Origin of the sequence: Bradyrhizobium sp. BRP56, assembly GCF_020194035.1 — a bacterium.
Classification (GTDB): domain Bacteria; phylum Pseudomonadota; class Alphaproteobacteria; order Rhizobiales; family Xanthobacteraceae; genus Bradyrhizobium; species Bradyrhizobium australafricanum.
In genome coordinates this window covers 20,927-34,187 of sequence record NZ_JADYVV010000001.1, presented here as the reverse complement: position 1 = coordinate 34,187, position 13,261 = coordinate 20,927, and the positions used below count along the sequence as shown (strand labels likewise).

Annotated in this window: 13 protein-coding genes; 4 read left to right on the top strand and 9 right to left on the bottom strand. The window is 67.0% G+C overall.

Annotated features, from left to right (window positions below; translation table 11 throughout):
• Positions 1-86: 86 nt before the first annotated feature.
• From I6F38_RS00155 to I6F38_RS00140, 4 genes are all read right to left on the bottom strand, one after another.
• Positions 87-2,150, bottom strand: a complete 2,064-nt coding sequence (locus I6F38_RS00155; protein WP_225158575.1) for a hypothetical protein — start codon at positions 2,148-2,150, stop codon at positions 87-89.
• 120 nt (positions 2,151-2,270) lie between these two features.
• Complete coding sequence (locus I6F38_RS00150) at positions 2,271-5,081, bottom strand: DUF4159 domain-containing protein (RefSeq protein ID WP_225158824.1); 2,811 nt, start codon at positions 5,079-5,081, stop codon at positions 2,271-2,273.
• Complete coding sequence (locus tag I6F38_RS00145) at positions 5,081-6,022, bottom strand: DUF58 domain-containing protein (protein ID WP_092085831.1); 942 nt, start codon at positions 6,020-6,022, stop codon at positions 5,081-5,083. Before I6F38_RS00145 ends, I6F38_RS00150 begins: the two co-directional genes overlap by 1 nt.
• Positions 6,022-7,026, bottom strand: a complete 1,005-nt coding sequence (locus tag I6F38_RS00140) for a MoxR family ATPase (protein ID WP_028333192.1) — start codon at positions 7,024-7,026, stop codon at positions 6,022-6,024. Before I6F38_RS00140 ends, I6F38_RS00145 begins: the two co-directional genes overlap by 1 nt.
• Positions 7,027-7,267: 241 nt before the next feature.
• Here I6F38_RS00140 and I6F38_RS00135 point away from each other — a divergent pair, with 241 nt between their 5' ends.
• The 4 genes from I6F38_RS00135 to I6F38_RS00120 are packed head-to-tail and all read left to right on the top strand — an operon-like array spanning position 7,268 to position 10,090.
• Positions 7,268-7,909, top strand: a complete 642-nt coding sequence (locus I6F38_RS00135; RefSeq protein WP_016839726.1) for a DUF1285 domain-containing protein — start codon at positions 7,268-7,270, stop codon at positions 7,907-7,909.
• Positions 7,906-8,577, top strand: coding sequence for a CoA pyrophosphatase (locus I6F38_RS00130; protein ID WP_225158574.1), 672 nt, complete (start codon positions 7,906-7,908; stop codon positions 8,575-8,577). Before I6F38_RS00135 ends, I6F38_RS00130 begins: the two co-directional genes overlap by 4 nt.
• Positions 8,574-8,837 carry a DUF6111 family protein gene (locus I6F38_RS00125; RefSeq protein ID WP_028333189.1) on the top strand — a complete coding sequence of 88 codons (264 nt, stop codon included), beginning with the start codon at positions 8,574-8,576 and terminating at the stop codon, positions 8,835-8,837. The genes I6F38_RS00130 and I6F38_RS00125 overlap by 4 nt, the downstream gene beginning before the upstream one ends.
• Positions 8,834-10,090, top strand: coding sequence for a CCA tRNA nucleotidyltransferase (locus I6F38_RS00120; RefSeq protein ID WP_225158573.1), 1,257 nt, complete (start codon positions 8,834-8,836; stop codon positions 10,088-10,090). Before I6F38_RS00125 ends, I6F38_RS00120 begins: the two co-directional genes overlap by 4 nt.
• Before the next feature lie 155 nt (positions 10,091-10,245).
• Here the strand turns inward: I6F38_RS00120 and I6F38_RS00115 are convergent, their stop codons facing one another.
• From I6F38_RS00115 to queE, 5 genes are all read right to left on the bottom strand, one after another.
• On the bottom strand, positions 10,246-10,488 hold the full coding sequence (locus tag I6F38_RS00115) for a DUF2158 domain-containing protein (protein ID WP_225158572.1): 243 nt from the start codon (positions 10,486-10,488) through the stop codon (positions 10,246-10,248).
• Between the two features lie 114 nt (positions 10,489-10,602).
• Positions 10,603-11,343, bottom strand: coding sequence for an HAD family hydrolase (locus I6F38_RS00110; protein WP_225158571.1), 741 nt, complete (start codon positions 11,341-11,343; stop codon positions 10,603-10,605).
• Complete coding sequence (gene hemF, locus I6F38_RS00105; RefSeq protein WP_225158570.1) at positions 11,334-12,230, bottom strand: oxygen-dependent coproporphyrinogen oxidase; 897 nt, start codon at positions 12,228-12,230, stop codon at positions 11,334-11,336. The genes I6F38_RS00110 and hemF overlap by 10 nt, the downstream gene beginning before the upstream one ends.
• Before the next feature lie 2 nt (positions 12,231-12,232).
• A complete protein-coding gene (locus I6F38_RS00100) occupies positions 12,233-12,598 on the bottom strand; it encodes a 6-carboxytetrahydropterin synthase (RefSeq protein WP_225158823.1) in 366 nt (121 codons plus the stop codon).
• A gap of 27 nt (positions 12,599-12,625) precedes the next feature.
• Entirely contained in the window at positions 12,626-13,258 is a 633-nt protein-coding gene (gene queE, locus I6F38_RS00095; protein ID WP_092085949.1) for a 7-carboxy-7-deazaguanine synthase, read from the bottom strand.
• Positions 13,259-13,261: the final 3 nt, after the last annotated feature.

Sequence of the window (13,261 nt, the reverse complement as noted above, 5' to 3'; positions counted from 1 at the left end):
CGCGATGTCAACCGGCGTTCAGACAAACCGTATCGATGCATTGCCTGTGTGTGCTTGATGCAACGCAGACGTGAGCCCGGCCGGGCTCAGCGTCCCTCGCGCAGCCATGTTGCCGCGAATGCGCCGAGCAACAGCAGCAGGCCGACCAGGCCGGCGAACATCGGCAGCACGCCGACACCCTTGACGACGCTGGCGTCGCGCATCTTGACGCCGAGCCAGCCGTCGCCGCGGAAGATCGAGGAGGAGCGCACCGGCACGACGCGCGGCATATCGAGGCTCGAACCGTCGACGATGCGCCGTGCATCGCCGCCGGTCGCCTGCGCCAGCGGCTTCAGCATGTCGGTGGTCGAGGTGACCTCCGAGAATTCCTTCGGGTTGGTCGGGCCGACATTGATCAGCGCCTTCAGCGTGCCGTCGGTGGCCTGCCACAGGCCGAGCTCGTTGGCGGGCAGCGTCGCGCGCCACTCGCCGGGATCGCCGGCGGTGAGCGTCAGTTCATGCGTGGTGCCGCTCGGCGACGTCACCGTGACCGGCGATACGGTGTCGGCCATGGTCTGGCGCACCACCATGAGATCCTTGCCCTGCACCTGCATGCGCAGCGCCTCTTCGTCGAGGTCGGGCTGCTTCATCAGCCAGTGCGACACCCGCCGCAACAAATCGAGATGCGGGCCGCCGCCCTCGTAGCCGCGCGCCCACAGCCAGATGTGGTCGGAGAGCAGCAGCGCGACGCGGCCTTCGCCGAAGCGCGACAGCAGCAGCAGCGGCTTGCCGTCGGCGCCGGTCATGACCGGCGGATTGATCGCGTTGCGGGTATCGACGGTGCGGAAGAACCGGCTCCAATGCGGCGGCTCGGCATTCGAGCCTTCCAGCCCGCGCGTCACCGGATGGCGCTTACCGGCATCGCTCAGATGCGCGTAGAACGGCTTCTCGGTCACGCCGACCGGTTCGGCCGGCAGCACCGAGTCCAGCGGCGTGCGCCAGATGCTGGTGGTCGAGGCGTAGTCGGGACCCGCGGACACCAGCACTGCGCCGCCGGAGCGGACATAGCGCGCGATGTTGTCGAAATAGGCGATCGGCAGCACGCCCTGGCGGGCGTAGCGGTCGAAGATGATCAGCTGGAATTCGTTGATCTTTTGCTGGAACAGCTCGCGGGTCGGAAATGCGATCAGCGACAGCTCGTTGATCGGCGTGCCGTCCTGTTTCTCCGGCGGACGCAGAATGGTGAAGTGCACGAGATCGACGCTGGGGTCGGACTTCAACAGGTTGCGCCAGGTGCGTTCGCCGGAATGCGGCTCGCCGGACACCAGCAGCACGCGCAGCTTGTCGCGCACGCCGTCGATCGCGACCACGGCGCGGTTGTTGACCGGCGTCAGCTCGTTCTCGAGCGGCGAGGCCTCGATCTCGACGATGTTGGGCCCGGCGTGCTTGATGTCGATGTCGACGCTCGAGGTCTGGCCGCTGGTCAGCGTGCGCTCGTTGATCACTTCGCCGTCGCGGCGGATCGTGACCTTGGCGCGCTCGCCGGTGACGCCCTGGTCGTCGAGCCGGAAGGTGATGGTCTGGGTCTGGCCGACGATGCCAAAGCGCGGCGCGGCTGTGATCGCGATGCGGCGGTCGCGCTCGTCCTTGCGGCCGGTGATCAGCGCGTGCACCGGCGCCTGGAAGCCGAGCGCCTGGGCGTTGGCGGGAATGTCGTGCACGCGGCCATCGGTGATCATGAAGGCGCCGGCGACGCGCTCGACCGGAACGTCCGACAGCGCCGACGTCAGCGCGCCGAACAGTTTTGTGCCATCGGTCTCGCCATCGGCCTGACCGGCCTCGACGACGCGGACCTCGAGGCCCTTGATCTGCTTCAGGCTGTCGACCAGCGCCTGCCGCGCCTTGTCGGTCTCCTGGTTGCGCGTGCCGAAATTCTGGCTCGGGCTCTTGTCGACCACGACGGCAGCGACCGAGGACAGCGGCTCGCGGTCCTCGCGGGTGAAGGAGGGATTGGCCAGTGCCAGCAGGATCAGCGCCAGCGCCGCGACCCGCACCGCGGCGCCCCGCGCGCGCGACACCAGGAGCAGCACGGCAATGACGACGATCGCGCCGAGCGCGAGCCACAGCACGAGCGAAGGAACCAGCGGTGTGAACGCGATACCGTAGTTCATGACGTCACTCCGTCATTCCGGGGCGATGCGAAAGCATCGAACCCGGAATCTCGAGATTCCGGGTCTGGTCCTTCGGACCATCCCGGAATGACGGTGTTGGCAGCTGAAGCACTTGCATCTCTATTGTCCCAGCCGCTCGATCAAGGCAGGCGCGTGCACCTGGTCGGCCTTGTAGTTGCCGGTCAGCGTGTACATCACGATGTTGACGCCGGCGCGGAAGGCGAATTCGCGCTGGCGCGGCTCGCCCGGCGTCAGCGGAAGCATCGGCTGGCCGTCGGGGCGGATCGCCCAGGCGCCGGCGAGGTCGTTCGACGTGATGATGATCGGCGAGACGCCGTCGCCGCCGCGCGCCGGGCGCTGCGCAGCCTCGTCGTCGTCTTCGCGCGGCAGCGCCTCGACCCAGGTCTGGCCGGAATTGAAGCGGCCGGGGAAGTCGCGCAGCAGATAGAACGTCTTGGTCAGCACGTGCTCGCGCGGCACCGGCTCGAGCTCGGGCACGTCGAGGGTCGACAGCAATTCGCGCAGCGTCTGCATGCCGGGCGTTTGCGATGAGCCGTTGTCCCCCGGCGGCGCTTCGACGGCGTCACGGGTATCGAAGATGACGGTGCCGCCCTGCTTCATGTAGGCGTCGATCTTGTTGATGGCGTCCTGCGGCGGCTTCGGCGCGCCCGGCACGATCGGCCAGTAGATCAGGGGGAAGAACGCCAGCTCGTCGCGCGCGGGATCGATGCCGACGGGATCGCCGGCTTCCAGCGCGGTGCGCTGTCCGAGGAACAGCGTCAGTCCGGACATCCCCGCCTTGACGATGGAATCGACGTCGGCATTGCCGGTCACGACGTAGGCGAGCCGCGTCTGCGACACCGCCTTGATGGCGAAGTCGTCGCTGCTGGCGTTCTGCGCACGGCTCGGCGAGGGCACCATCGTGGTCGCAAGGATGAAGGCCAACGCGAGCACGGCCGGTGCCGCGCGCCGCCGGATCAGCGCGGCAAGGCCGCCGCCGAGCATGGCCACCACGATCGCATCGAGCAGGAACAGCGCCAGCGCCGTCGACAGCATGATGCCGCGCAAATCGCGCGGCTCGGCGTTGGTGTAGCTCGCACGCGTCGCGCGCAGGGCCGAGGTGTCGAGCGGCGCGATGCGATCGGCGGAGGCGAGCGTGTTGACCGCGATCGGGCTCTCGGCAGTGCCGTAGAAGCCGGGCGGATGGTCGGCCGTGCCGCGATCGCGATAGTCCGCCGACATCGGCTTGGCGCTCGAGGGCGGCGGGCCGAAGACGCCGAAGCCGTCGAGCGTGCGCAGCGGCGCAACCGTCTCGGCATTGGGATCGCTGGCGACGCCCGGGCCGGGCTTCGAGGTATAGCCGGACATGTCGATCAGCCGGCGCAGCATCTCGACGAAGGTGCCGGACATCGGCAGATCCGACCAGCGCATGTCGGCGCCGACATGGAACAGGCTGACCACGCCCTTGCCGCGACGCTCGCCGGTGACCAGCGGCGTGCCGTCCTCCAGCGAGGCCCAGCTCTTGGTCGAGAGCACGGCGTCGGGCTCGGCCAGCACCTGGCGGTTGACGGTGATGTCCTTCGGCACAGTGAGGCCCGAGAACGGGCCATCGGCGGCGAACGAGGCCATGTGCTGCGGCTTCTCCCAGGTCAGGCTGCCGCCGAGCGTGCGTCCGCCGCGGCGGAGCTTGACGGGAACGAGGTCGTCATCGGCCTGGGCGAGGCGCGGACCTGCGAAGCGCACCAGCACGCCGCCTTGCTCGATCCAGGCATTCAGCCGGTCGCGGATCTCCGGCGACAGCGTGCCGACGTCGGCCATCACGATCATCGGCAGCCGCTGGTCGAGGAATTGCCCGATCACCTGCTGCGGCGCGCCGCGATCGCCGAGCCTGACATCGGCGAATGGCGACAGCGCGCGGGAGAGATAGAAGGTCGACGCCAACAGCGGCTGCGCAGTGTCGTTGCTCGCACCCGAGACCACGCCGATGGCGCGGCGGCGCCAGCGCCGGTCAAGCAGCTGCACGGCGCCGGCCGAATGCTCGCCGGAGATTTCGAGCCGTGCGATGTCGTTGCGCAATTCGACCGGAAGATCGAAGGCGGCTTCGGTCTCGCGATCCTGCGGTCCGAATGTGTAGCGCGCCTCGCCGATCGGCGAGCCCTTGGCGTCGACCGCGCGCACCGTTCCCGCCGCGATGCCGCTCTCGGTGCGCAGCACCTTCACCGTCATCTTGGCGGCGGCGTTCTCGGCCGCGACCAGCGCCTGCGCCGACTGCGCTCCGCCCGCATAGATCGTCAGATTGCGGCTCTCGATCACCTTGCCGAGCCCCTCGGTGAATTCGCTGCCGCGTCCGGTGTCGACGCCGTCGGACAGCCAGGCGATGTCGCAGTCGCCGGTCGACTTGAGGAAACGTCCAAGCGTGCCGAGAGTTTCAACCCGATCGACCGAGTAGGGCTTCGGCGCGAGCTGGCGCAGCGCGACGCGCGCGGCGCCGGCCGGCATCAACGTGATGTCGCGCGCGGGCTCGGACAGCGGCACCAGCGCGACGCCGCGGCGGTCGCTGTCCGCGTTGGCGATCAGTTCGTCGGCGGCCCTGATCCGCGCGTCCCAGCTCGAGGCCGCGCTCCAGCCGTCATCGAGCAGGATCACCAGCGGCAATTTGCCGGCGGCAACGCCGGTCTGCGGATTCCAGATCGGGCCGGCGGCTGCGAAGATGACGAGCGCGGCGGCGGCGAGCCGCAGCAGCGTCAGCCACCACGGCGTGCGCGACGGCGTCTCCTCCTTGGGCGCGATGTCGAACAACAGCCGCGTCGGCGGAAACTCGATCCGGCGCGGCCGCGGCGGCATCACGCGCAACAGCCACCACAGCACCGGCAGGCTGACCAGCCCCAGCAGCAGCAGCGGTTCGGCAAAGGAGAGGGGGAGGCCTGCGATCATGCGCTGCGTCCCGCCTTGACGGTTGAGCGGCCGCCGCCCTTGCTCACCATCATGCCGGCATGCAGGAACAACAGCAGCTCGGCCGCGGAGCGGCTGGTGGTGTGGGTCGAGAACAGCCAGTCGAGCCGGTTGGTCTCGCCGCGGATCTGGTCGCGATGCAGTGCGACCCGGGCGACATAGTCGCTCGCCCAGCTCTCGGCGCGGCCCGCGGTGATGACGCTGCCGATCTCCGGCTCGACGAATTCGACGCGGCCGGAATAGGGAAAGGTCTCTTCGGCGGGATCGACGACCTGGATCAGGGTGCCGTGCGCGCCGGAGGAGGAAAGCCCGGCCAGCATCGCCGTGATCTCCGTGATCGGCGACCAGAAATCCGACAACACGACGACTTCGGCCAGCGACGACGGCACGAAGGACGGCGGCAGGCTCGCGCGCGTCTTCTCGTCGTGCAACATCGCTTCCGCCATCTTGTCGATCACGTTGAGGCTTGCCGTCGGATTCAGCAGGCCGGGAATGCCGACGCGTTCTCCGCCCGCAACGAGCAACTCTGCGAGCGCGAAGGCTACGATCAGTCCGCGCTCCAGCTTGCTGTCGCGCGCCTCGCGCGAGGCAAAGGCCATCGACGGCGAGCGGTCGGGCCAGATCCACACCGTGTGCGCGGCTTCCCACTCCTGCTCGCGGACATAGAGATGGTCGTCGCGTGCCGAGCGGCGCCAGTCGACGCGCTGCGACGGCTCGCCGGAGACGAAGCGGCGGTATTGCCAGAAATTCTCGCCCGAGCCGGCGCGGCGGCGGCCGTGCAGGCCATGGATGACGTTGGCGGCGACACGGCGGGCCTCAAGCACCAGACGCGGCAGCGATGCGGCGAGCGTTCGGCTTTCGCCATCGGCACGTCGAACCGCAAGGATCTCCTCGTTCTGGTGCCTGTTGTCTGCGGCCATCAACCGATCCGGGTCTTCAGTTGCTTGATCACGTCGGGAATGGTGCGACCCTCGGCGCGCGCCGAGAAGGTCAGCGCCATGCGGTGCTTGAGCACGGGCTCGGCGAGATCGAGCACGTCGTCGATCGACGGCGCGAGTCTCCCGTCGAGCAATGCACGGGCGCGCACCGCGAGCATCAAGGCCTGGCTGGCGCGCGGACCCGGGCCCCATGCGATCAGCTTGCCGGCCTCGCCGCCCTCGGTGCCGGGACGCGCGGCGCGGACCAGCGTCAGGATCGCCTCGACCACGGAATCACCGACCGGCAGCCGCCGCACCAGGCGTTGCGCGGTGAGCAACGTCTCGGCGTCCATCGACGGCTTGGCCGCTGCCTCTTCGGCGCCGGTGGTTTCGAACAGGATGCGCCGCTCGGCGTCGCGATCAGGATAGTCGACGTCGATTTCCATCAGGAAGCGGTCGAGCTGCGCCTCGGGCAGCGGATAGGTGCCTTCCTGCTCCAGCGGGTTCTGCGTCGCGAGCACGTGGAACGGCTTTGGCAAATCATGCCGCGCGCCGGCAATGGTGATGTGCTGCTCCTGCATGGCTTGCAGCAGCGCCGACTGGGTGCGCGGGCTGGCGCGGTTGATCTCGTCGGCCATCAACAGCTGCGCGAACACGGGACCTGCGATGAAGCGAAACGAGCGCTTGCCGGCGGAGCTCTCGTCGAGCACTTCGGCGCCGAGAATATCCGACGGCATCAGGTCCGGGGTGAACTGGATGCGCTTGGCATCGAGGCCGAGCGTGACGCCGAGCGTCTCGACCAGCTTGGTCTTGGCGAGGCCGGGCACGCCGATCAACAGCGCGTGGCCGCCGGACAGGATCGTCACCAGGGTGTTTTCGATCACCTGGTCCTGGCCGAAGATGACGGTGGAGACCGCTTCCTTGGCGGCCTTGATCTGGCCCGCGACCTGCTCGGCCGAACGGACGATCACATCCTCCAGTTTCTCGACGCTGTCTGCACCAGCCATTCGATCCGCTCCTTCTTGACGATGCGCGCACATCGGCGCGTCGTCATCATCTGTCGTCATCTCGGCCCTCATGCTAAACCTGAGCGAAGGCCATGTATTCGTTGAATTAAACTATCCCCACCTTATCGGTGTTTCAGGGTATGAACGGCATCACGATGTGGCGAGAATGACATCCCGACCACATCTCAGGATATGTGCACCAAACGTGCCAGATTGAAGGTAGGAAACCTTAAGGCAAACAATGGCGAAGCAAGGGCAGAGCGATTCCGGCAGGGAAACTACGGGCCTCGGGAGCAAGGGTCTCGAAGGGCTCACCACGGCCGCCAATCAAGCTGCGACATCGGGTCCGGCCGGACGCAAGGGCCTGCCGCCGGTTCACCTGTGGAATCCGCCATTCTGCGGCGATCTCGACATGCGAATCGCGCCTGACGGCACCTGGTTCTACATGGGAACGCCGATCGGCCGCCCCGCGCTGGTGCGGTTGTTCTCCACGATCCTGAAGCGCGAGGACGGCAAGCACTTTCTCGTGACACCGGTGGAGAAGGTCGGCATCCGCGTCGATGACGCGCCGTTCCTTGCCGTGGAAATGCAGACCGGGGAAGACGCGCGCGGCCGCCTGCTCAGGTTCCGCACCAATGTCGACGATTGGGTCGATTGCGAGAAAGGCCACGGCCTCAGATTCGAGGCGGCCGAGGACGGCGGATTGACGCCCTATCTGCACGTCCGCGCCGATTTGTGGGCCAAGGTCACCCGCGCGCTCTATTACGATCTGGTTGACATGGGCGAGCAGCGGATGGTCGATGGTCAGGAGATGTTCGGCATCGAGTCCGGCGGCGAGTTCTTCGCGATGGCCGATGCCAGTCAGGTGAGGGACGCACTTTGAACGAGCCGTTGCTGAAGGTGGAGCCGGCGACGATCAGCTCGACGGAATTCTTCGCGCGGGCCCGCACGCGGCTCACTTTCGATGTGCCGCCGGGCCTGGTCGATCCGCATATCATTCCGCGCACCGGAGACTCCGGCAACGACCGCATGCTCGAGATCGTGGCGCAGGAGCAGCCGGTGCGGCCGGCCGCGGTGCTGATCCCGGTGGTCGATCATTCCGAGCCGACCGTGCTGTTGACGCAGCGCTCGCCCAATCTGTCGAGCCATGCCGGCCAGATCTCGTTTCCCGGCGGCAAGATCGACGCCACCGACGCCTCGCCGCTCGATGCCGCGCTGCGCGAGGCCTGCGAGGAAGTCGGGCTGAAGCGGGAATTCATCGACCCGGTCGGCTATCTCGACCTTTATGGCACCGCGTTCGGCTTCCGCATTCTGCCGACGGTCGCCAAGGTGAAGCCGGGATTCACGCTTGCGATCAACGAGGCGGAGGTGGTCGATGCGTTCGAGGTGCCGCTCGCCTTCCTGATGAATCCCGAGAATCATCAGATCCACACCAAGGAATTCCGCGGCATGGACCGGTCCTATTACGCGATGCCGTTCGCCGAGCGCTACATCTGGGGCGCGACCGCGGGCATTCTGCGCGTGCTGTATGAGCGGATCTATCTGTCATGATCCGCACGGTATTGACCGAGATCGGAATCTTTCTGGTCCCCTTCGCGGTCTATGCCATCTTCCTCATCGCGACGCGGTCCGGCGTGACGCTGCCGGCGTCATGGCCGCTCGACATGATCGCAAAGCTGACGCTGGTGGCGCTGGTGATGGTCATCGTGAGCTTCGTGCTGCTGGCCGAATTGACTGGCGCGCCGCCGAATTCGACCTACGTTCCCGCCCATATCGAGAACGGCAAGCTGGTGCCGGGAGTTGAGAAATGAGCGAGGTGCGCCTGTTGTCCGACGCGCCATGGCTCGCTTCCGGGCCTGCGGCGCGCGTGCTCGGCCTGCTCAATGCCGACGGCGAGGAAGCGCGGGTGATCGGCGGGGCCGTGCGCAACGCCTTGATGCAGATTCCGCTCGCCGACATCGACATCGCCACCACGGCGCTGCCGGAGGAGGTGATCCGCCGCGCCAAGCGGGCGGGCATCAAGAGCGTGCCGACCGGCATCGAGCACGGCACGGTGACCCTGGTCGTCGACAGCCAGCCCTTCGAGGTGACGACGCTGCGCGAGGATACCGAGACCTATGGCCGCAAGGCCAGGGTGGCGTTCGGTCGCGACTGGGTGCGTGACGCCGAGCGGCGCGACTTCACCATCAACGGCCTGTCGGTCGACGCTTCGGGCGTCGTGCACGATCACGTCGGCGGCCTCGCCGACATCGAGGCGAGGCGCGTGCGCTTCATCGGCGATCCCGCGCAGCGGATTGCCGAGGACTATCTGCGCATCCTGCGCTTCTTCCGTTTCCATGCCGCCTATGGCGCGGGCGAGGTCGATCGCGCCGGCTATCTCGCCTGCATCGGCGGGCGCGCCGGTTTGAGCGGCCTGTCGGCCGAGCGGATCCGCATGGAGATGCTCAAGCTCGTGGTCGCGAACGGCGCCGCAAGTGCAGTTGTCGCGATGGGTGACGGTGGTTTGCTGCAGCCGCTGTTCGGCGGCGTCGCCTATACCGGGCCATTCGCGGCGATGATCGAGATCGAGCAACTGATGAAGCTCGCGCCGAGCGCGATGCGAAGGCTCGCCGCGCTGACGGTCGCCGTGACCGAGGACGCGCGGCGTATCGCCAGCCGGCTGCGGCTCTCCAACGCCGAGGCCAAGGCGCTCGATTCGATGGGCCATCGCTGGTGGCGCTTGCCCGGCATGGACGAGGCCCATGCCAGGCGCAGGCTCTACCGGCTCGACGAGGAGCCCTATCGCGACCGGCTGCTGCTCGCCTGGGCGCGCACCGGCGCGGGCCAGGATGCCGATCAATGGCGCGCGCTCGCCACGCTGCCGGAGCGCTGGCGCGCGCCGCACTTTCCGTTGCGGGCGTCGGATTTCATCGCGCGCGGCATTGCCGAGGGACCGGCACTCGGACATGTCCTGACCCTGGCGGAGGATGCCTGGTTGGCCGCGGACTTTCCGCTGGAGCCGAAGATGCTGTCTGATATCGCCGACCAGACTGCGGCCCGTTTCACCCGCGACCATCGGCTTTGAATTTTCTCTGAGTTTTCTCTGAGTTTTCTTGCCGACGTCTCGATGCCGCCGTGGTCAGCGGCGGCACGGTGACGATTGGCTGAACGACGATCGGTCGAACGTCGCATGGAGGCGATGCTGCCGGCATCTGCCAGTCAGCATCGCGCCAACGGATCTCACGCCGCCTTGCGCTTCTTCTTGCGGTCGCCGTCGTCGTCCTCGTCTTCGTCGTCTTCCTCTTCATCGTCCTCCGGACCGAGCTCGGTCGATTCGAGTGCGACAAGCGGCAAGGTTTCGCGAAACAGATCGCCGTCCGTACCCATCCACAGGCACTCGACCTTGTCCTCGTCGATTTCGACGACCGTGATCGGATGGCCGCCGGACTTCAGGATGACAACATCGCCTGGTTTCAGTTCCATGATTTTCCCTCCGCGCTGGATGACGCGGGCGGCAGGCTAGCGACCGGTGATGACAGCCAAATCACGGCCGGCGCCAGCTTCAATGGAATTGACGTGGAAAACGGCCGCGATGCGCTATTTGCGCGCGGCAGGAACCAGTTCGCTCAGCGAGCGGATGATGCGGTCGGGCTTGATGGTCGATCCCGGCGGCAGCCCGACACCGTGCACGTCCATCCAGATCGCGTAGATGCCAAGCCGCTGTGGCGCCACGACTTCCCATTCGAGATTGTCGCCGATCATCCAGGTGTCCGGTGCGGTGACGCCGAGCGCTTCCATCGCGTGCAGGTAGGCGCGCTCCTCCGGCTTGCCGAAGCCGTGCTCGCCCTCGATCTGGATGTGATCGAAACGATGGCCGAGCGCGAAGCGCTCGACCTTGGCGCGCTGCATGTCGGCGGCGCCGTTGGTGACCAGCGCGAGCTTGATGCCGAGCGCCTTCAACGCATCGATCGCTTCATGCGCGCCGGGGAAGACGAACATCTCCTCCTCGCGGTAGGCGGTGAAGCGATCGGCGATGCGGTCCGCAAGATCGTCCGGCAGCGCGCGGTGACCGGCCGCCGCAAGCGCCGCGAAGCCGCCCTTCACGGTGAGCCGCCGCGCCGCGCCGAGCTTGATCCGCCAGATCGGCTCGGCGGTCGACCAGAATTGCCGCGCATAGGCCAATAGCGCCGTCGCGACCTGATCCGGGGGCAGGGGCGCCAGCTCCGCGGCGAACTCGGTGGTGATCGTGTTCCAGGCGATCTCGGGGCGTCCATAGGCCGACAGGATGGTGTCATCCATGTCGATCAGCATCGCGCGCGGCAGGTTCATCACGGCCATTTCACCTCCGGCGGCAGCGACGACAGGATCGAATCCACATTGCCGCCGGTCTTCAGGCCGAAGATCGTGCCGCGGTCATAGAGCAGGTTGAACTCGACATAGCGGCCGCGGCGGACCAGCTGCTCGTCGCGATCCTCCGCGCTCCAGGCGGCCGCGAAATTGCGCCGCACCAGGTCGGGATAGATCTTCAGGAAGTTGCGCCCGACGTCCTGGGTGAAGGCGAGATCGGCCTCCCAGTCGCCGCTGTCGTGCCAGTCATAGAAGATGCCGCCGATGCCGCGGGCTTCCTTGCGGTGTGGCAAATAGAAATACTCGTCGCACCATTTCTTGTACTTGTCGTAGTCGGCAACGCCGTTCGGCCCGCTGCACGCTTCCTTCATTGCGGCATGGAAGGCGACCGTATCGGGGTCCTCCTGAGTGCGTCGCCGGTTCAGCACCGGCGTCAGGTCGGCGCCGCCGCCGAACCACGCCTTGGTGGTGACGACGAAGCGGGTGTTCATGTGCACGGCGGGCACATTCGGATTGCGCAGATGCGCGATCAGTGAAATGCCCGACGCCCAAAATCGCGGATCGTCGGCGGCACCTGGAATTTGTGCGCGGAATTCGGGGGCGAACTCGCCGTGCACGGTCGAGCAGTGCACGCCGACCTTCTCGAACAGCCGGCCCTTCATGATCGACATCACGCCGCCGCCGCCCGGCTTGCCGGTGTGGTCGGTGCGGTCCCAGGGGGTCCGCGCGAACCGACCGGCGGCGCCGGGATAAAGCGTGGACGGGGCGTCGTCCTCGAGCTTTTCGAAGGCCGCGCAGATGTCGTTGCGTAGCGCCTCGAACCAGCCGCGCGCACGCGCCTTACGGTCCTCGATGATGGCGGGGTCTGTTGGCAGCATGACTAACCTTGCGGACCGAAATAGGTGCAGCTTTCGTTGCAGCTGTCGCGATGGACGCTGACGCGGGTCAGCTTGCCTGCGTGTTGCAACCGCTCCCAGATGAAGCGCGACAGATTTTCCAGTGTCGGCACGCCGAGCGCCTCGATCTTGTTGAGGAACTTATGGTCGAGCGTTTTCTGCACCTCGGCCATCGCGCGTTCGAGCAGGCCGAGATCGACCACCATCCCGGTCGCGGGGTCGGGCGTGCCGCGGACGGTAACCTCGGCTCGAAACGAGTGGCCGTGAATCTCCTCGCTGGCGGTGCCAAAGGTCGTTCCGGACAGCGCATGCGCAGCCTCGAACCGAAACGCTTTCGTCAATTCCCACATCTTGTTCAACAATCCGATTCTGTTAGTTCATCTAATGCCGAGCGACTTGTGCGTCTGCACGCTAAGGCGCCATTGCGGGTGCTTCAGGCAATAGGCGATCGCCCGCTCGGTATTCTCGATCACGTCGGGGCCGTCCATCGGCTGCAGCGAGAAGCGCTCGAAGGCGAGGCCGGCGAAATCCTCCGGTGCGTTCTCCACCTGCGGATAGACCAGTTTGAGCTCGTGCCCCTTGCGCACCACGAGCTCGGCCGCGGCCTTGGGACTGACGCAGATCCAGTCGAGCCCGTCGGGCGGGGCGATGGTGCCGTTGGTCTCGATCGCGATCGCAAAGCCGTGGCCGTGCAGGGCATCGATCAAGGCCGCGTCGACCTGTAGCAGCGGCTCACCGCCGGTCAGGACCACGTAGCGGTCGGCCTCGCCTCCCGTCCACTGCGCGGCAATGGTGCCGGCCAGCTCTTCGGCGGTCGCATAGCGGCCGCCCAGCGTGCCGTCGGTGCCGACGAAATCGGTGTCGCAGAACTTGCAGACCGCGCCGGCGCGGTCCTGCTCGCGGCCGCTCCAGAGGTTGCAGCCGGCGAAGCGGCAGAACACGGAGGCGCGGCCCGCATGGGCGCCTTCGCCCTGCAGGGTGAGAAAGATCTCCTTGACCGCGTAGCTCACCAA